Source organism: Novipirellula aureliae (assembly GCF_007860185.1).
Taxonomy (GTDB): Bacteria; Planctomycetota; Planctomycetia; order Pirellulales; family Pirellulaceae; genus Novipirellula_A; species Novipirellula_A aureliae.
On sequence record NZ_SJPY01000005.1, the window covers coordinates 218,402 to 239,298 of the forward strand.

Below are 20,897 nucleotides of genomic sequence, written 5' to 3' on the forward strand. Positions count from 1 at the left end.
CCGAAATCAAAAGCGGCCCACTGCAAGACGAAGAAATTCATGGCATCACTTTCTAGCGAACTGAGACGGAAACTCGAAAAGGCGGTTGTTGAAGCGCGCAAGGTGGCTGAGCTTGGTGCTCGCCAGGCGTTGGAATCGTTGACAGTGCATGAGGCAAAGCGGGGCGATCACGTTAAGACCGAGGAACAGATTCAGCTGCGGAATCGCTTGCGTGCTCACGGTCGGTTCTTGGGTGATCGCCGGGACGCTTCAGGGGTGCAGTCGATCGACCGGCTGGTCGAAGAGTGTGCGTATCAACATTGGCATCGCATTCTGTTCGCTCGTTTCTTGGCTGAAAATGATTGTTTGTGGCACCCTGACCTGAAGGCGTTGGTTTCGTTGGAGGAAGTTGAGGAGCTGGCGCACGAAGAGGGTACGCACCAGTGGGAACTGGCGGGTCGTTTCGCTCAGGCTGCCTTACCGGCCATCTTTCCAGCCGACAATCCGGTACTGGAAGTCAAGTTGCCGCCGGAGGTCTTGAGTACCTTGATCGAACTGGTCGAAGAACCGGCGAGCGAACAGAGCAATACTGGGTTGGCGAGGGAGGTCTTCCGTACTGACGACAGCTTGGGCTGGGTCTATCAGTTTTGGCAGAACGATGCCAACGAGCGAGCGAACAAGTCGGAAGAGAAGATCAATGCTGCGACTTTGCCGGCGGTGACTCAGTTCTTCACTGAAGACTATATGGTGATGTCACTGCTGCATAACACATTAGGTGCTTGGCATGCCGGCAAGGTACTGGCGGAGAATCCAGAACTAGCCAAAACAGCCAATGATGAAGATGAGCTTCGCCGAGCCGTGGCGCTGACCGAGGCAGGTGGATATGAGTTCGAGTACCTACGATTCGTTCGTGAGTCGCAAGAAACTGACGGCGAATCAGAGGATGGCGACGGACCATGGCGGCCGATGGGCGGAACGCTAGAGGGTTGGCCTCGGGCTGCGGCGGAGTTGAAAGTCCTTGATCCGTGTTGCGGCAGCGGGCACTTTCTGGTGGCTGCATTTGAGCTGCTGGCTCGGCTACGGATGCGGGAAGAATCGCTTGGTCTGTCAGCTGCAATTGACGCAGTTTTGGAAGACAACCTGTTCGGCTTGGAGTTGGACAAACGCTGTGTTCAGATCGCGGTGTTCAACGTCGCGCTGTCGGCGTGGAAGATGGATAGTTATCGCGAGTTACCATCAATGACGATCGCCCACGTCGGTCAGTCGATCGGGGCCACGCGTGAGCAGTGGATGAAGTTGCTCAAAAAAGAACCGACGGCAGAATCTAGCAGTGCTGAGAGAAAGACACTTCCTGCCGAAGCTCAAGAAGGGCTCGGTTTTTTTTGGGGACAGCTCTATGAAATGTTCAGTCAAGCTTCGACGCTTGGAAGCTTGATAAATCCAAAGCGTTCGCTCGATTCATTCTTGCTGAGCGATGAGCAAACAGCGTTTCTATACGGATTGCTGGCGACGGCAGTCGCTGCCGATCCGAATACCGAGCCGGAATCGCACGAGCTGGGATTGGCGGCAAAAGGTCTTGCAGTCGCCGTGAGTTTATTGTCGGAGAATTACACATTGGTAGCTACTAACGTACCTTACCTGGGCAGGGCGAAGCAGGATGTCCCGCTTCAAGAGCACAGTGATGCGTTTTTTAAGATTGGGCGGGCTGACCTATCGACCACGTGTGTACTTCGTGTTATCGACCTGCTCGAACGCGGTGGCACGGGTTGTCTCGTAACACCCCAAAATTGGTTTTTCCTGAAAACGTACCGTCGTCTACGTGAGCACTTAATTAAGACCGTCGAACTAAACGCAATCATCACGTTGGGATCGAATGCGTTTAGAGACATGAATTGGTGGGCTGCAACTACCGGACTCATCACATTCACGCGAGCACAGCCGAGCGAAACCAGCCATTTCGCTGGAATGGATACGGGCGGCGTGAAGCCTCCAAACGGAAAAGCCGCATTATTGAGAGGCTCACATGATATCGCGGAGGTTAGTGACGAGATTGCTGAAGACGGGTTCAGTCTTACATCAGATTCTAAGACGTCGCTTATTTCGCAAACAGGGATTGGCGCAAACCCCGACTCGCGATTTGTAATAGCTAAGCAAAGCAAGTTTCGTTTGCTTCGTCATACGGCTGAGGCGTACCACGGACTTACAACTGGTGATAGCTTACGAATGCAGTTGAAGTTTTGGGAATTCGATTCCAAGAGCCCGGAGTGGGACTGGTTCATGGGGTCATGTGACTCGACAATGCTCTACGGCGGGAGAAGCAATGTCCTAAGGTGGTGTAACGGTGAAGGAGCAATTGACGAATTACTTGGAGCAAGAAAGGATGGGAGAGAGGCGTGGGGCCGAAATGGCGTTCTGGTACGACAGATGCGTCATCTCCCAGCAACGCTCTATACCGGCGAGCCGTTCGACAACAATACTGCAACGCTTGTTCCAGAAGACGAGAGTCATCTTGCTGCAGTATGGGCTTTTGCCAGCTCACGTGAGTATCATGAGGCAGTTAGGAAGATAGATCAGAAGGTTAGTGTGACCAGTGCTACACTCGCTCTGGTGCCATTCGATATAGATCACTGGAGCAAGAAGGCTAGTGCTGATTTTCCGCTTGGTCTCCCTGCACCTGAGTCCGACGATCCAACACAATGGCTCTTTCACGGATGGCCATCCGAATCAACATCACCGCTGCAAGTTGCCGTTGCTCGATTGCTAGGCTATCGCTGGCCAGCGGAACTCGATTCCGAAATGCGACTGAGTGAGCGTGCGCGCGCTTTGGTTGCTCGTTGCAGCGAACTCGATTCATTCATCGACGACGACGGCATTGTCTGCGTTCCATCGGTTCGCGGCGAAGACGCCGCTGCCGATCGTTTGGCTCGTTTGCTTTCCGCGTGCGATGTCACGACGAACGAGAACCTGGATGATTGGCTGCGCAACAGATTCTTCAAGGAGCACTGTGAGACCTTCAGTCAACGTCCATTCATTTGGCACATTTATGATGGTCGAAAGCAAGACGGTTTCCATGCGTTGGTGAACTATCACAAGCTGGCAGGACCCGGTGGCCGCAAGGTGCTGGAGAGTTTGACGTACAGCTACCTGGGTGACTGGATCACACGTCAAAAAGACGAAGTGAAACGTGAGTTGCCCGCCGCAGAGGCTCGCTTGCTGGCTGCCGAAGAGCTGTTCAAGCGACTTGAAGCGATTTTGGAGGGTGAGCCGCCGTACGATCTGTTCGTTCGCTGGAAACCGATCCATGAGCAACCGATCGGCTTTGAACCGGACATCAACGACGGCGTCCGCATCAACATCCGACCCTTCATGGCCTTGGACTTGCCGGGCGTCCCAAAGGATGCCGGCGTCTTTCGAGTGAAGCCAAAGATCAAGTGGACCAAGGACCGCGGCAAGGAGCCCGAACGTCCCATCGAAGAATACCCCTGGTTCTGGAGTTGGGATGAGAAGACCACTGACTTCACGGGAGGCGACGAATTCGACGGCGTCCGATGGAATGACTGTCATTACACCAATGCGTTCAAACAAGCAGCGCGTCGTGCTGCGGCCACCAGACCTCAACATTCAAACACAAGAGACAAATGATGACTGAAATCATTGGCAGCCGTTGGTGGAAATTCGACTTCCATACCCACACGCCGTTTTCGACGGATACACCGTGGCATTCACTTGCCGGTGCAGATGAACTGTCACCATCTGCTTGGTTACGTAAATACATGGAGGCCAAAATCGACTGTATCGCCGTCACCGATCACAACGGTGCGGGATGGGTAGACAAGCTGGCCGCTGAATACCGAAAACTGGAAGAAAACCCACCTGAATGGTTCCGGTCTCTGACCCTTTTCCCAGGTGTCGAGATTTCGGTGAACCAGGGATTTCATATTCTTGGAATATTCTCGCCGTTAACCACCACAGATTCGATTCATGAGTTACTGGCGGTGTGCGGGTACATGGGACTCAAGGGTGACCCTCAAGTCCGCACTGAGAAGTCGTGTCAGGACGTTGTCAAAATCATTCGTGATCGTGGCGGTATTTGCATTCCGGCACATGTCGACATCGACAATGGGCTATTTGCGGCGAGTGAGACCGGCCAGGTTAGCGGAGACTCACAGACGATCCGGCAAATCTGGGAATGCAACTGCTTCGACGCGGTTGAAATTCGCGATCCAAACTGGCAGCCGCCTGGGCTTTGGAACGATCTTCGATCAGAGCTTGCCGTAGTGGTCGGATCGGATTGCCACAACTTTCGAGGCGAGCGTCTGCCCGGTCAACATTTCACCTGGGTCAAGATGGGCGAGCCTTCATTTGAGGGTTTGCAACTTGCTTTGCATGACGGTAACGGCACGTCGATCGTTCGGGGAGAAACGGACGCTGATCCAAATGCTCACGCAACACCGATCATCGAGTCCGTTGCCATCAACAACCTGAAGCTTATGGGGCGAAGTAGCGGAGCCATGACGACTCCCCTTTCGCCTTGGTTGACGGCGCTGATCGGAGGTCGTGGATCGGGCAAGTCGACCATCATCGACAGTCTTCGCATTCTGTTCGACCGAGTTGGTGACTTACCAAAGGACATGCAGTCTGAGTTTGCCGAATTTCAGCGTATTGCTCCGGAAAAAGACAAGCGGGGTTTGCTACTAGAGGACACATCAATCAGTGCAATCGTTCTGAAGAACGCCGCACGTTTCCGGCTGACCTGGACCACGACTAGTGGCGAAACAAAAATCGAGCGAGAAACTGCGCCGGATGTTTGGGAGCTAGATGACGGCGATGTTCGTCAACGATTCCGTGTCCGCGTGCTTTCGCAGAAGGAGGTATATGAAATTTCACGTGACCCCCATGCACTTACTAACCTCATTGATCAGTCGGAAGGATTGCGACTGAACGACTGGCGGGAGAAACGTTCTCAGTTGCATGCGAAGTTCAAGCGGCTACGAAATGACCAACGTGAATTGGATTCTAAAATTCAGCCGAAACAAAGACTGCTGGGTGAATTGGGAGATGTCAACATCCAATTGAAGGTCTTTGAGGAAGGTGACAACAGGCAGGTGTTGCTGGACTATCAGAGACGGGGCCGCCAGGAACGAATCCTAGACGACCAGATTGAGGATGTTGGCCGGCTGGAGGAATCCATTCGAGGGTTGGTCGAAGAAGTAGCTCCGAACGATTTTGACGAGGAACAGTTCGATCGTGATGTTCAAAGTGATGCGAGCGCCGTCAAACTAATTGAGGAAGCAGTTGCGAAACAGCAGGCTGCCGCAGCGTCGCTTCGCGCGATCGCTGATGACTTGCAAGCGTTCGCGATTCAGTGGCGAAGTGAGCTTAGCTCGACTGCCTGGGCGACCACGAAAAAGCGTGTCGATGAGCGATATGAAGCCGTGGTTTCTGAATTAACTGAAGCGGGAGTTCAAGACCCCAACCAATACCGGAAGTTGGTCCAGCAACGAGCGCTAATTGAAGGAGAGCTAAAGCAGATTGGCGAATCGGAGAAAAGACTGGCCGAGATTCAGGTGGAATCAAGGGACTGCCTGCGTGAGATAGCAGGGCACCGACGGGAAATCTCGCAGCGAAGAATTGAGTTTCTGCGGGACACACTCGCTGACAACCAGTTTGTCAGAGCCAGCGTCGTTCCCTTTGGGGCGACGGCGGATGCGTGCGAGACGGAGTTTAGACGTCGCGTAGGATGTGATCAGGGATTCGAGCGAGACATTTTAGGTAACGAAAACTATACCGGAGCAATTGGCCATCTCTTTACCGCCCTGCCCACGGAACAGGAAGAGCGAAGCCGCGTCTTGGATGAGCGTCTTTTCGAGTTGAAGAGCGGTGTTGAGGAAATGGCCGTCGGAGGCGATTCCAAAGAGTATTGCACACAGAGTTTCGCGAAACGGATGGCAAAACTGTCGCCCGAACAGCTCGATAACGTTCTGCTTTGGTTTCCTGACGACGTGCTGAAAGTCGAGTACTGCCATGATCGTTCGAGAAATCGCTGGATGCCGATTGAACAGGGTTCGCCTGGGCAACGATCCGCTGCAATTCTTGCCTTTCTGCTGTCCAACGAGACCTGTCCGATCCTGCTAGATCAACCCGAAGATGATTTGGACAACCATCTCATTTATGACCTGATTGTCCAGCAGATTCGCGAAAAGAAGAGTCAACGGCAGATAATCACCGCAACGCACAACCCGAATATCGTGGTCAACGGTGATGCCGAGTTGGTGCTTGCTATGGATGCGACAACCGGACAATGCAGAGTGCATCCACAACGAAGTGGAAGTTTGCAAGAACCGAGAGTTCGCGCTGAAGTCTGCGATGTGATGGAAGGAGGACGGCAAGCTTTCCAGAAACGCTACAAACGCATCATGTTGCCGGCACCGAGCAATGGAGGTCGTCATGTTTGAATCCCCCCGCCAGTTACTCCAAGCGATCGAACTTGGTGAAGACAGTCGTCTCGAGCTGAAGGAAGTTCAATATTCGGGAGCTAAATGGAAAGCTCCCAAGGTTGATGATTTGGCTGCCGAAATTGCAGCGATGGCAAATGCAGATGGGGGTGTCATTGTCTTGGGCGTCGATGACGTTCGTAAAGAGATCCTTGGCATCCCTGAACTAAATTTGGACGATGCTGAGACCATTGTCCGCGATCTCTTGAATGACAAGCTCGAACCGCCGCTGATCGCTTCGGTTCGCAAGGTTCGACTACCGGACTCCCAAGGGATTGATCGCTCGATCATACGTATCGACATCCCGAAAAGCCTTTTCGTTCATCGTTGCAAAGGCAGATACTGGGTGCGTGTAGGAAGTAGCAAGCGAGAGATTAGCCCTGACTACTTAGCGCGATTGATGCAGCAGCGTAGTCAGGCTCGTTTGATTCGGTTCGATGAACAAACTGTTCCGGGAACCTCGTTATCGACACTTGACCAATCGCTTGTTGAAAGATACCGGTCGGCGTTGTCTGACAGTCATTTTGCTACATTTGCGAACAAGCTAGCAATGCTTCGGCCCGATTCAGAAGGCATCGAGCGGGCGACTGTGACGGGCATCCTACTTGGAACGCCGGGTCCGACTGAATTTCTTCCCAATGCGTTCATTCAGGCGGTGGCGTACCGAGGAGACTTCGAGACGGCTTTTCTTGATCTTGAGAATTACCAACGCGATGCGAAAGACTTCATTGGATCAGTCGACCAACAAGTCAGGGATGCTGTCGCATTCGTTGACAACAACATGACCATTTCAGGATCGAAAGATCTGGGTCGATCCAATCTGCCCCAATACGATCTGACGGCAGTTTTTGAAGCGATCGTCAACGCGGTATCGCATCGGGATTATTCGATGCATGGATCTAAGATCCGCTTGCATCTATTCGCAGATCGGCTTCGGCTTCACGTCCCTGGCGATTTAGCGAATTCGATGGACGTTGAGGCACTCCCCGTACGACAGGCGACCCGCAATGAAGCGATCACAAGCTTGCTGGCTAGGACGCCCGTTGATATTACACTTCGTGATTTTGATTCACCTCGTCAATTCATGATGGACCGGCGAGGTGAGGGCGTAAATCAAATTCTATTGCGTAGCGAGAATTTGTCAGGTCAGCGGCCGACCTACGAAATGATCGGCGACGGCGAGTTGTTGCTAACGATCTTCGCTGCAAATCCAAACTCAGACACCGAACATGTAGTATCAAGCACTGCTGCCAAAGTCGAATCGGAGGATGCAGAGTGAATTCAAAGGAATCATACGTATCTGGCCGAGGACTCTCGATTGCTGCCTGTCTCGTCATTTATTACCGCATCGTGGCCGCACTATGGCCGCGCCCATTCGCCGCGTCGTCCGCAGAATCGGCGATGTTCTCGATTTTAGCGAGGTTTTTCGGTTGCAAGGTGTCCTCACTTGTCCGGATTGGATGGCTTCTGTTCGCATATGCAATTGATCCGAAGGCGATAGGGGAGAGCCTTGCATACGAGGACAGCGATAGAGTCCCGCGGCTCGCGACGTCGGCTCAGGGGGATCAGATATGAGTGGCGACACGATGCTCGAATCACTGTGTGATTCGCTTCTTGATGGTTCAAAGCACTCCGCCGGCGAGGTTCCACCGGTTGCGATCTTGTGGACAGATGCAAAAGGCGAATGGTTGCCGTTGGTCGAAACCCTGTGTGCGCGATTACCGCAGTTGCTTGTTCATGGTGAATACGACAGCGATAAGCGAACTGGCCCGGCGATCTGGTTGAAATGTGCGATTGCTCGGCAGTTGCCTGAGGTTGAGATTCCCGAAGGATTGACGCCCATCGTCTATCTGCCCTTGGTCAGCCGGCAAACATTACGTGCCGGAACCGAATGTCCGTTGCAACTGCAGCCCTTGGTCGAGCTGTTGTATCGCGGTGCGGTGTGGACACAAAAAAACGGTCGCGATTGGTCGGTCGAAGCAATGTTGGTCAGCAAGGACGCGCCGGGACTTGGGCTGGATGTCGCTGGCGACAGCCACACCAAGCTTTCGATGATGGCTTCCTTGTCGGTTTTGGCCGATACGCCGGTATCCCGTTTAACGGGCCGGAGACTGGAGGCGGAAGATTTTGACAAGCTGATGATCGGTGACCATCCGCGTGACCTGTTGCGTTGGATGAGTGACCCATTGGTAGTGCGTGAAGAGATGGGCGGCGTCGATAGCGAGGGTGGCACGTGGCATGCCTTCTGTAACCGATGCCGCGAGGATTATGGATTCGATCCGGATACCGATGGCGAACTGGTGGCCGCCGAAAAACTCGGCATGCAGGAAACGAATGTTTGGGAGGGGCTGTGGGGACGCTACTGTGAATCCCCCAAGACATACCCTGGTATTCCGAATCTGCTTCGCCGAGCCAAGCCGACCAACCGAATCGCTTACGAGAAAGAAACATGGCCGGACGAAAATGAAACGGAGGAAGCGTCGCTTCGCACCGCTTTGGCTGCGTTGGATGGCGTCAATGCAACGCATGCTAGTGAGGCGATCGCAAAGTTGGAACAGGCTCATGGTTTTCGGAGGTCATGGGTTTGGGCTCGATTAGACCAAGCTCCGCTTGCACTAGCCTTGGAACATCTAGGGCACCTGGCCGAGCGGACGCAAACGGCACTCGGAGGCGATTCGCCCGAGGACTTGGCGAAGCTGTACGCGGACGGCGGTTACTTGGTCGATGATGCGGCTCTCGCGGCAATGGCGACTATCCGTACGGCAGCCGACGCTGTGGCAGTACACGCCGCGGTGCGAGCGCTGTACTTGCCGTGGTTGGATCAGGCGGCAACTCGATTACAGGAAGTATGGCGTGACCCGCCCCGACTGACCGATCGTGTATCGGAGCGTTTGCCTGAGCCGACGGCGCTAGCTGCGGGCCGCAGCGCAACTGGTGTTTACGGAGGCAGACCCGAGAATACCGCATTCGGTTCACATGGAACGGTTTCTTCTTACGAATCTATTTCGGCGGACGTTGGATGTTGCTTGCTGTTTGCCGACGGTTTGCGTTACGACCTGGCGCAGCGGTTGTCGCTGGCTCTGTCTGAACGCAGCTTGATGGTCGCGTCACGGCGACGGTGGTCTGCGTTGCCATCGGTGACCGCAACGGCCAAGCCCGCTGTGTCGCCGGTAACGGCCAAGGTTCGCGGTGTGGGCCTGCCGGATAGCTTTGCCCCCTCGTTGGCCGACGATCCAGAAAAGTCGCTGACGTTCGCTCGTATGCACTCGTTGTTGAAAACAGACGGCTACCAGATCATCGGCGCGGGTGAGGTCGGCGATCCGGCTGCCGCTAAAGCGCGTGGTTGGTGCGAGTTTGGTGAGATCGACAAACGCGGTCACAGCATGCAGGCCAAGTTGGCATCGGTGGTGGCAGAGCAAGTCGAACTGATTGCCGAACGAATAACTGAACTGCTCGATGCCGGTTGGCGAGAAGTTCGCGTTATCACGGACCACGGTTGGTTGTTGATGCCAGGTGGGTTGCCGAAAGAAGATCTGCCGCATTACTTGACGGAAGCTAAATGGGCTCGCTGTGCGACGATCAAAGGTGAATCGAAACCGAATGTCCCCAAGGCGACGTGGCATTGGAACCAATCGGCCGAGTTCGCCACCGGCACCGGCATCCGATGCTTCTCTGCTGGTCACGCGTACGCGCACGGCGGCATCAGTTTGCAGGAGTGCTTGATCGCAGACATGTCGGTGACTCTGCAAAACCAGCCTGTGCGACAGGACGTTTCGATCACGAAAGTCGATTGGAAGGGGCTGCGTTGTCGGATCTCGGTCTCGCCGGCATCGGCTGGATTGAGCGTGGATTTGCGTAGCAAGCCTAATGATCCGGCAACTTCGGTCGCTGCGGGCGGCAAACCGCTTGACGGAAGCGAGACAGTCACGCTGTTTGTGGAGGATGATGACCTGTTGGAATCGGTCGTCGCGGTCACCGTGTGTAACGATGCCGGCCAAACAATTGCAAAACAAAACACCACCATTGGTGGCGAATAAATAGGGATGAATATATGAACGCAACAACATTGCAAATGGACGGACTGGATCAAATGTCCGCGTCCGTCTTTGACGGGTACTTGGTTCGTAAGGACTTAGTCCGAAAGTACGCCCGCCAATACCCTGTACCAACTTACGTGGTCGAGTTCTTGCTCGGTCGCTACTGCGCGACGGTCGACGAAGAGGAAATTGCTGAGGGGCTGCAGATTGTCGAAAAGCAATTGCAGAACCGCACGGTGAAGACCGGGCAAGAGGAGGTCTTCATCAAACAGGCTCGCGACAAGGGATCAGTGAAGCTGATCGACGTGGTGAAGGCGAAACTCGACACGAAGTCGGATTGCTACTACGCCGAAATTCCTAGCCTGGCAATCAAGGATGCCCTGATTGATGACAAGCTGGTCGACGATCACGAGCGAATGCTGACAGATGGTTTCTACGCCGAGATCACGCTGGAGTATGACGCGGTTGTTGCCCAGGAGAAAAACGGGAGGCCGTTCCGGATCGCGTCACTGCGCCCGATTCAAATGTCCAAGTCAGACATTCTGGATGTACTGAAACGCGGACGAGCCGAATACTCGACCGAGCAATGGATCGACTTTATGGTCCGTTCAATCGGATTGGAACCGACCGCGCTATCGGATCGGGCGAAGTATGTCGTCTTGCTGCGAATGGTGCCATTTGTCGAACGCAATTACAACTTGGTCGAACTAGGACCGCGCGGCACCGGCAAGAGCCACCTGTTCCAGCAGATTTCGCCGTACTCCCATTTGATCTCGGGCGGCAAAGCCACCGTGGCGAAGATGTTCGTCAACAACGCCAGCGGCCAACGCGGTTTGGTTTGTCAGTACGACGTGGTGTGCTTCGACGAAGTCTCCGGCGTCTCTTTCGACCAAAAGGACGGCGTCAACATCATGAAGGGCTACATGGCGTCCGGCGAATTCAGCCGAGGCAAAGAGAGCATCCGAGCCGAAGGCGGCATCGTCATGGTTGGAAACTTCGACGTCGACGTCGAACAGCAACAACGCATCGGCCATTTGTTAAGCCCGCTGCCGGCGGAAATGCGCGACGATACGGCCTTCCACGACCGTATTCATGCATTCGCGCCCGGCTGGGATTTCCCCAAGCTGAATCCGAACGAGCACCTCACCAATCACTTCGGCCTCGTCAGTGACTTCCTAAGCGAATGCTGGACGAACCTGAGAATGCTTAGCCGCGTCTCGACGCTGCAGAATCGGGTGTTTTTCGGCGGCGCGCTGAGCGGCCGCGACATTGAAGCGGTCAACAAAACGATCAGCGGTTTGTTGAAACTTCTATTTCCCGATCCTGACATGGAAGTCTCCGATGAAGACCTCGAATTGTTGGTTCGCTTGGCGCTGGAATCACGCCGGCGCGTGAAAGAACAACAGAAGAAGTGTCTCAAGAGCGAGTTCCGTAACACGCACTTTAGCTTCACGATGGGCGTCGACGGTGTCGAACAGTTCGTCGCAACGCCGGAGCTTCACAGCGACGCCGCTATCGACGGCGACCCGTTACCACCAGGCCAAGTTTGGGCGATCAGCCCCGGATCGCAAGAGTCCGGCCCCGGACTGTACCGACTGGAAGTCACATCCGGCCCCGGTAGCAACGTCCGCATCCTGAACACTCCGACACCGCCCGGCTTTCGCGAAAGCGTCAAGATCGGCGAACAGAACCTTTACACGCAGAGTAAGCAACTGGTCGGGGATCGCGACCCGCGAGCACACGAGTTCTCCATCCAAATGCGAGCGATGGACAACGACCACAGCGGCGTAGGTCTAGGCTTGCCAGTGCTCGTCGCTCTTTCAAGCTCTTTGTTGGAACGCAGCACAAAGGGCGGCATGATTATTGTCGGATCGCTGAACCTCGGTGGCTCAGTTGAGATGATTCCGAACCCAGTCGCCATCGCCGAAGTCGCCATCGAAAAGCAAGCAGCAACCCTGCTCATGCCAGTCTCAGCCCGCCGGCAACTCAACGATCTGCCGGACGAACTCTGGACCAAAATCAGCATTGAGTTCTACAAGGATGCTCAAGACGCGTTCTTTAAGTGTTTATTGGATTGATACATTACGTTTTGTGACTTAAGACGCCAAGCGGCGGGGGTGATAATGGACGACTGGGACTTCCACGGCACATCGTTAGTGGTTTTGGGCGCAGGTTTTTCCTATGCGGCTACCGATGGCGGTACGCCGTTGATGCAAGGTTACTTCGATAGGCTCAACCAGCGGGAATATCCCGATCTTCACAAGTTCGTGGTTCAGGTCGGCTGCGATCGTTCATGCCCAACTGTCTCCGACGCGAATGTCGAGCGTGTTTTGTTGACTTTAGAGCAAGCGAGAACCGCCAACGCCCTCATGCTAGACGGTTGGTTTGAGGATTGGATTCCCAAGTTGCAAGTGCTTAGAGATCAGCTCGGGCGCTATACGCTGTTTCGATTGTCCGACCAAATCTCAATGGACGATGAGAATTGGGCAGTCAATCTTCTCGCACGCACGGGTTTCAACACGTCCTACATATCGCTGAACTACGACAACATTGCCGAAAGCATACTCTCTGCACGGACTGGAACAGTCCATTGCCGTAATGCCAATTGTCCACACTGCAAAATGCGTAGGCTTCTTCAGTTTTCATGTTCGTGCGGCGAGACTCGACGTGATCTGGGGCGTCGCTGGCACGGCAGCTTAATCAAATTGCATGGGTCAATTGCGTGGCGTCGTTGTGTTTGCGAAAGCTGCTGTGCGAAGGAGTGTATTGACGCCGATTGTCGTTGTGCCCCATTTAGTGAAATTGCCTGCGAGTACTGCGGGGAAGCCTGTGTGCCTGTGATGGTCTTCCCGACCATGAGCAAGAATCTGGGTGAAATTCCGCAGATTGGCACGATGTGGCAAGCAGCTCGCGCGGCGTTAGAAGAGGCAGAATCAATCCTGCTCTTCGGTTTCTCGTTGCCCACAAGCGACGAACTTTTAGCCCAGTTGATGCGCAATGCTTGTGAAAAGCATCGGAATCTTCGGCGAGTTGGAGCAATTGACCTGAATCCTGAGCAGGTGCTTGATCGGTTTAGGCAAGCAGTGAACCCAACCTGCGACATAGAGTACGTGCCACTCTTGGTTGAACCTGGAAAGGTTCCAGCATGGTACAGGGCACCGGCGAGCCCCGCACTCGAATGGTGCGGACAAGCGCCGATACAATCGAACTAAGAATTTGGACTACAGAAGCATGTTTGGAATACGAAAATGACGAATGAACAACCTGAGAAGTTGTACCTTAAGATTGGCGAAGCTGATGCTGTTGCCGTCATGGACCAAAGTGGATTCACGGTACTAGAAGGTTCGACGGCCAGGAAGGAGGTAACGTCATCTTGCCGACCCAATGTGCGAGCAATCCGTGAGGAGCTGATTGCTGAGGGAGTGCTTCAGGAATTCGGCGATCTGTACCGATTCATGAAAGACCACCGTTTTGCCGCACCAAGTAGTGCTGGCGTTATCGTGAAAGGATCCCCGTCGAACGGCTGGTACGACTGGAAAGTCGCGGATGGTCGCAGGCTAAGTGAGGTGCGCCGAGTTTCGCGACCTGAGGGATCGACGATGCTTAGCGAATCGAAACGCGATGAACTAGCTGCGACTTGTGAAAGCCTCTTGGGAGAAGGCCGGGTCTATACCGCAGATCAGCTAGATGCATCCTATTCATTGTTCTCCGAGCGGTTCTCGCCACAGGTCTTGGCCGGAATGGATGGTGAGGCGTTACTTGAGTTTTTGCATGACCACGGCAATCGAGACAGTTTGGTCTACTGGCTGGAGTTCAAGAGCGATGAAGAATTTGACACCAAGCAATTTGGAAGCATCGCTGGCGGGAGTGCATTGAAGTTCCGGATCTTCCGACGAAAAGAAACCGGGCGATGGCAGATGGCCGCGGATAACGGCAAGCCGATTGATGTTTCAATCGACGACGCGATTGAGGCCGCTCGCTTGCATCGTGATCAGTTGATCGAAGGAGCTGAGTTGCTTGCTCAGTTGCCAGAGAATGCGTCAGATGACGAGTATGCTGAGCTTCAAGATCAGATGGACGAAGTTGTTCCCGAAGTCAGCAAGTTAGCGTGGGGGCACAAGTATTTCAGCTTGCTATTCCCCGAAAAGCTTGATGATTTCCATAGTCCGGATTGGCAACACTTCCACCTCCTGAAACTCCAGCAGTTGCCACCTGAGGGCGACGGACGCTACATCTGCGCCGGCCGCTTCGTATCGGCAGCATCCGAAGTGGGCGTTCGGATGAATCAATTCACCGCGTCACTTAATGCGGTTCAGGGACGTCTGCACAAGTACTGGCGTGTCGGAACTCGCGGTGGTGACGATGGTGTTAGTCATTGGGAAATGATGAAAGAGCGAAACGTCATCGCAGTGGGATGGAAGCAGCTCGGCGACCTTTCTTGGGTACAAGCCAAGAAGGAATCTCGGGTGAAGCTGAAAGAAGCACTGGTGGAAGCCTATCCGAATCAGAACGCGATCGCGGCTGGCCAGGACTGTTCGCAATTGACACAGTTCATTGCAACGATAAGCGAAGGCGATTGGGTGTTGGCGTCAGACGGCGCGACAGTGTTAGGTATTGGACGCGTAACGGGGGAGTACGAATACGACCCTAAATTCGAGTTCCCACATCAGCGAAGTGTTGAATGGTTGAGCCTTGACGAGTGGAAGATGCCAGTCTTGGAGGGGTTGCGATCAACTGTTCGTGAGATTCGCAGGCACGACGAGAATATCGTGGAGGCCGAAAAAAAGGTCCACGAATCGGGGGCTGTTGTCTCTAATGGCAAAACATCTCCGGCAATCACTCCGTCTCGGCCAATTCGCCTGCAGGAGACCGCAGGCCGTATTCAATCCGTATTGGCTCGCAAGTCGCAGGTGATTTTATACGGTCCTCCGGGTACCGGAAAAACTTTCTGGGCTGAGAGAACCGCATTTGATTTGGCTGCCATCTCTCATTTCGGAAAACTGTTTGCAAACTTAAGCGAAATCGAGAAGCAAACGATCTTGGGTGAAGGTGAGCAGTCAGGATGCGTTCGGATGTGCTGCTTTCACCCCGCGTATGGATACGAGGATTTCCTCGAAGGCTATCGGCCGACAACGGTGAACGGCCAAGTGTCCTTTGACTTGCGCCCAGGCGTTTTCAAGAAGCTCTGTCGCGATGCCGAAACATTTCCCGACAAGAGCTTCTTCCTGATCGTGGACGAGATCAATCGCGGGGACATTCCGCGAGTGTTCGGCGAATTGTTGACCACTTTGGAGAAAGACAAACGCGGCAGACGAATCACGCTACCTGTTAGCGGGGATATCTTCACGGTTCCAAAGAATGTGTTTTTGATTGGGACGATGAATACCGCAGATCGCTCAATCTCTCTGCTTGACGCTGCTCTTCGACGTCGCTTTGGATTCATTGAACTCATGCCAGACGGCAAGGTCCTGAAGGATTCGACAGTAAGTGGCATTCCTTTGCGTGCCTGGTTCGAGGCGTTGAACGAGCGCATTCGGCAGCATGTAGGCCGCGATGCGAGGAACCTGCAAATTGGCCACTCATATTTGCTTCAAGCCGGTAGTCCGATCAAGGAGATCGCAGTCCTACGGCGTGCAATTCGGGATGACATCATTCCGCTACTCGAGGAATACTGCTACGAGGACTACACCGCACTTGCGAACATTCTTGGGCATGAGCTTGTCGATTCCGATAAGCAAGAGATACGCCAAGAACTACTCGAAGCGGGACGCGAGGATGACTTGGTTGCAGCTTTGTTGACGTCGTTCAGCGATATCAAACGGACAGCAGCAGGACTCAGCTCGGATATTTCATCGCAAGACGACGACGAGACGAATGACGCGAGCGACGATGATGATGCTTCAGGATCGGTCGATGGTGAAGAACCATGACGATCGCGGCGCACTCGATTGTGCTCTCCGAGTGGGAAACAGCAAGTCCAGAAACCCATGAGTGCCTACGTGGCTTTTTCCTTGATTCCGGCAGTTCTGCCTTCGCTGCCGCGGAAACGCTGACTCGGTCGAGAAGGCTTGAACTAAACGAACTTCGCAATGGTCTCGAAATCAAGGCGCTTTCACATGTAGGACGGCTACGCCTCGGAGGTTTGACGGTAACGATAATGCCCAAGCTTCCGGGAGCCTCGTTACTGAATTTGCTTAGATATGCATACGGGTTTCGTAAGCTTCACTTGCTTTTCGATGCCAACCATCTCGCCGAGCCATGTGGGTTTGAAGATTTGCTGGTTGCTCAGCTGAACACCGAGGCGCAGGAATTACTTTCACGTGGCTTGCAACGAGCCTATGTCCGAAGGGGCGAACGACTGGCGTCGCCACGCGGTCAAATCGACATCGGCTGGATCGCTCGCGAAGGTGGACTCATGACGGCAGAGCTACCATGCTGCCACTATCCACGAATTGAAGACACCCTGTTCAACCAAGTCTTGCACGGAGGGCTTCGATTGGCGGGATCGCTTGCGAGCAATTTGGATTTGCGACGGGATTCACGGCGGCTGGCGTCGCTAATGGAGGAGTCCGTTTCAAGCATCCGACTTAACTCCACAACCATGAATCAGGTCGCTCGCCAGTCCAACCGCCTTACCAGGAGCTATACAGCCGCATTGTCGATCATCCGATTGCTAGTTGAATCGGAAGGGATCACTCTCGAAGGTAAAGCAATCTCAAATCGCCTTCCAGGATTCCTGTTCGACATGAATGCGTTCTTCCAGGCATTGATGTCACGCTTCCTGGCTGAGCATCTAAGTGATCACCGTGTCGTCGATGAACAGGGGTTGAAGAATATGATGCGGTACAATCCCGACTTTAATCCGCAGAGGAAGCAGTCACCAACTCCCCGCCCAGATTACGCGGTGACAAAGGACGGACATCTCTGCGCTATACTGGACGCAAAGTATCGCGACCTATGGGATAAGCCCTTGCCGCGAGAAATGCTTTATCAACTTGTTGTCTACGCGATCAGCCAGCGGGCGAATCCGACAAGCAGCATTATTTACCCAGCCGCAAATTTGCATGCCAAAGAAGCAAGAATAGACGTTTCTGACCCAATTCGCGGATCAACATTGGGCCGAGTTTGTTTGCGCCCTGTCAACTTGAAGCAGATCGAGCAAATGTTGAGCGTCGACAATCCGCAGTCTCGTGACGAGCGGCGCATCGAAGCACATAGAATGGCGTTCGGAGATCAATAGCTTGTTCAGGCTTCCTTGATCAGTATTTGCAGCTACAAGTCGTGCCATCATCGGCACCTGATGCGAGTGCGGGTACCTTTCCACGACGATTATGAACATCTAATACGAAATAGCGATATCGGTTGCTGATCCAGCCCGAAAAACAAACGCCCGCGGGGGATTTCTCCTCTGCGGGCGTTTCGGTTGTGCCGTAAGCTTCTAGCTTGCGATTGTTGGCAAGCAGGATGCTTACCCCACGTTACAGTTCGACGGATTCGAAGATCGCGGACGAAGCGGGATGCGTCTAGTTCCCACCAAATGCCAAAAAACGCTGGCTCGGCGTTGCAACACATTCGCCTGGAATGGGAGTACCAGGGCAAACGTCCGAACAAGCCGGACACCGCACCAGCGAGAAAACCTTTCAGAGAATCGGCCGAATGGGAAACGACCGTCGTCAAAAGGCTTGTTACCACTTGGTGGCTACTTTAATAGGTCCAAAAGCGTCCTTGACGGGGCGAGAAATCTAGAATTTATTCCCAAATCCTGTACGATGCGATCTTTGGCAAGATCCACCACGTGAAAATAGATTCGGAATGAACTGGTTAGACCGTGCTCCGTTGTTTTTGTTTGTTGTAGCGGCTTTGACTCTGGGGTTGGCTCCGTTTGTGCCAGAACCGCATATTTGGGAAAAACTCAAAATGCTCGTTGCTGGGACGCTGCGGCGACCGATCGATATTTTCGATCTTGTGCTGCATGCGACGCCTTGGGTGCTGCTGGTTGTGAAAGTGCTGCGGATGGTAATGAAGACGTAAGGCCGCAGGCTCGTAGCAGAGTCCCTCCGAAACGCTGGATTTGCGAGTCTCGGAGCGACTCGCTAAGTGATCAGCGCAAGACTCCTGTTCAGGTGAAATGGATCCGAACACCACACAAGTGCAGCTTATCGTTTCTTCACGGGACGCTTCTTCGTCAAGCTTTTCTGCTTCCAAATCTTTTTTTGAAGCTGGCCGAAGCTCATCGCATGCTTTCGCGACGTTTTTTTTCCACTTTTCGTCATAATGGTTTGCATCCTCCTGCACCCGATTGTACCGCCAATCGCGACAAGTCGTTACTACCCGTGAACCTGATCGCAATTCTATGACTCCTGATCTTGAAATGACTCCGTTGGTAACCGCCCATCGTTTCTTCGCGAATTTCAAATGAGAAAACTGGCCACGATCTGCACCGTTCATGAGATACGACCAATCAATGGGGCGGACATGATTGAATTGGCCGTTGTTGACGGTTGGAAGTGCGTCACGAAAAAGGGCGAGTTTGCCGATGGTGACGCAGTGATTTACTGCGAGATCGATTCGTTCTTACCGGTGCGTGTGCCTTATAGTATGGATGCGATTTTGGCGTTGGCCGAAGGCAAGAGTGCTTTGAATCCGAAGACGGAACGTGAGGGGCTGGTTTGGGTTCGCAGCTCTGGAGATGATCGCATTTCCTTCAAGACGATCTCCAACAAGTTTCTGGCCAAGTACGGTGAATAGACGCAGCGAGGAGACTGACGGCATGAAAATCTGGTTCATTTCGGACACTCACAACGAGCACCATGGATTGCAGGTTCCAGATGTGGATATGGTGGTCCATTGCGGTGATGAGTCGACGCATGGAAATGCTTGGATGAATGAACCCGAGGCGAGACGGTTCTTTGATTGGTACTCGGCGTTGAACATCGACACAAAGGTGTTCGTGCCTGGAAATCATTCGACGGCTGTGGAACAGGGATTGATCCGCGCCGAAGAGTATCCCGGTGTTCGGTTCCTGATTCATGAGTCGATGCAGTGGAACGGGCTGAAACTGTTCGGTTCGCCCTACACGCCTCGCTTTCACGATTGGGCGTATATGAAAAAACGAGGACACCTTGATCTCGTTTGGCAATCCGTTCCCGATGATGTCGACATCCTTGTCACGCATGGACCGCCAAAGGGTGTTTTGGATGTCACGCACGACATCGAGTCAAAGGAACTCGTTCAGGTCGGCTGCGCTGCACTGCGCCGACACGTTGAAGAACGGATCAAGCCGAAGATTCACGCTTTCGGTCATTTGCACGACGAGAAAGGTATCAGCAACTATGGGATGTTCACTCGCGGTGCAACGAAGTACATCAACTGTTCATGCTGCAACCTCGCAGCCAAACTGAATAATAATGGGTTTGTCGTTGAGGTCGAAAATGGCGTCACATGAGTGGTTTCATGTTTCGTTCTCTGTCAGAATAACAACTCTTGCGTCCACATTCAAAACCTGCGTTCCGCACGAAAGTTCCGCGAGAGGCTCCTGCCAATGCGAATGCCCCCGAACAACAAGCGTGTTCTCGAATTGCTCGAAGACTTCTCGAATTCGCGGTGATCCACGGAAGCCTTTGCCTGGAACGTCCGGTCCATCGTGCAAGAGTGTGATCGCTGGCTCCTCGCACAAGAGCATGCCAAGTGTCTCGACATAGTCGTCTTCGGTGCGTCGCCAGGGGCGTCTTGGGTTACCTTGAATGCCGCTCAGTCCGGCGATCGAAACGCCGCCGATCGTTGCGTGGTCGTTGTCTAGGAAGTGAACCGGGCCAGTGAAGCTCGGCCGGTTCGACCCGTCCGCGAACGTGTCGTGGTTTCCTGCCACGCCGACAACCCAGTCGAACTCAGCGGCGAACGCGTCCCACACGGGCCGCACGTCGCCCGAGCCACCACGTTTGTCGAGTGCTGGGACAGTGTAGAAATCTCCGGCGAGCAAGACGCCAATGTCGCCTGATGGAAGGCTGAGATCTGGCCGTACATCCGCTCGCAAGATCCCTGGAATGACTTCTCCAAGGAGCCGAAGCGGATGACCGTTGGCTGACTCGAATGTCTCGCGGCCTTGCAGATCGGCTGTGACCACGATCGCAGACGTTCCGCGGGGCAATGCGTCAACGTAGCCGTGGTGAACCGGAACGACGTCGTTGTAGAAGTCGCCTGGCCCGTGTCCTGAATTGAGGAATCGGATTTCGGTTAGCAGTTTCGATTCGATGGATGTGATTCTCATAGCCAACTGAGACACTATCGCCACGCATCGGTTCAGTACAGCGTCCTCAGGGCAAACAAAAAACGCCCGCAGTGGATTGCTCCTCCGCGGGCGTTTCGGTTTGTTCGACTTTCGACTTAC

At 53.8% G+C, this 20,897-nt stretch carries 12 protein-coding genes; 11 read left to right on the forward strand and 1 reads right to left on the reverse strand.

The features are described 5' to 3' along the window. Positions 1–39: 39 nt before the first annotated feature. The 11 genes from Q31b_RS15735 (at position 40) to Q31b_RS15785 (ending at position 19,955) form a co-directional block, all read left to right on the forward strand. The gene (locus Q31b_RS15735; protein WP_146600637.1) at positions 40–3,621 is read left to right on the forward strand and encodes an Eco57I restriction-modification methylase domain-containing protein; all 3,582 of its coding nucleotides are present in this window, start codon (positions 40–42) and stop codon (positions 3,619–3,621) included. Beyond that, positions 3,618–6,434: a TrlF family AAA-like ATPase gene (locus tag Q31b_RS15740; RefSeq protein WP_146600638.1), complete on the forward strand. Its 2,817-nt coding sequence runs from the start codon at positions 3,618–3,620 to the stop codon at positions 6,432–6,434. Before Q31b_RS15735 ends, Q31b_RS15740 begins: the two co-directional genes overlap by 4 nt. Then, positions 6,427–7,752: an RNA-binding domain-containing protein gene (locus tag Q31b_RS15745; RefSeq protein ID WP_146600639.1), complete on the forward strand. Its 1,326-nt coding sequence runs from the start codon at positions 6,427–6,429 to the stop codon at positions 7,750–7,752. The genes Q31b_RS15740 and Q31b_RS15745 overlap by 8 nt, the downstream gene beginning before the upstream one ends. A gap of 292 nt (positions 7,753–8,044) precedes the next feature. After that, positions 8,045–10,510: a BREX-1 system phosphatase PglZ type B gene (gene pglZ / locus Q31b_RS15750; protein ID WP_146600640.1), complete on the forward strand. Its 2,466-nt coding sequence runs from the start codon at positions 8,045–8,047 to the stop codon at positions 10,508–10,510. A gap of 14 nt (positions 10,511–10,524) precedes the next feature. After that, entirely contained in the window at positions 10,525–12,588 is a 2,064-nt protein-coding gene (gene brxL / locus Q31b_RS15755) for a BREX system Lon protease-like protein BrxL (RefSeq protein WP_197171634.1), read from the forward strand. Between the two features lie 45 nt (positions 12,589–12,633). After that, positions 12,634–13,722: a hypothetical protein gene (locus Q31b_RS15760; RefSeq protein WP_146600641.1), complete on the forward strand. Its 1,089-nt coding sequence runs from the start codon at positions 12,634–12,636 to the stop codon at positions 13,720–13,722. A gap of 36 nt (positions 13,723–13,758) precedes the next feature. Continuing rightward, positions 13,759–16,440, forward strand: a complete 2,682-nt coding sequence (locus Q31b_RS15765) for a DUF4357 domain-containing protein (RefSeq protein WP_146600642.1) — start codon at positions 13,759–13,761, stop codon at positions 16,438–16,440. Further along, positions 16,437–17,750, forward strand: a complete 1,314-nt coding sequence (locus Q31b_RS15770) for an McrC family protein (protein ID WP_146600643.1) — start codon at positions 16,437–16,439, stop codon at positions 17,748–17,750. The genes Q31b_RS15765 and Q31b_RS15770 overlap by 4 nt, the downstream gene beginning before the upstream one ends. Before the next feature lie 572 nt (positions 17,751–18,322). Further along, a complete protein-coding gene (locus Q31b_RS15775; RefSeq protein WP_146600644.1) occupies positions 18,323–18,541 on the forward strand; it encodes an RND transporter in 219 nt (72 codons plus the stop codon). A gap of 384 nt (positions 18,542–18,925) precedes the next feature. Next, a complete protein-coding gene (locus Q31b_RS15780; RefSeq protein WP_146600645.1) occupies positions 18,926–19,258 on the forward strand; it encodes a hypothetical protein in 333 nt (110 codons plus the stop codon). 22 nt (positions 19,259–19,280) lie between these two features. Beyond that, positions 19,281–19,955: a metallophosphoesterase family protein gene (locus tag Q31b_RS15785; RefSeq protein ID WP_197171636.1), complete on the forward strand. Its 675-nt coding sequence runs from the start codon at positions 19,281–19,283 to the stop codon at positions 19,953–19,955. A gap of 6 nt (positions 19,956–19,961) precedes the next feature. Here Q31b_RS15785 and Q31b_RS15790 read toward each other — a convergent pair whose 3' ends face one another. Continuing rightward, the gene (locus tag Q31b_RS15790; RefSeq protein WP_146600647.1) at positions 19,962–20,777 is read right to left on the reverse strand and encodes a metallophosphoesterase family protein; all 816 of its coding nucleotides are present in this window, start codon (positions 20,775–20,777) and stop codon (positions 19,962–19,964) included. Positions 20,778–20,897 lie beyond the last annotated feature (120 nt).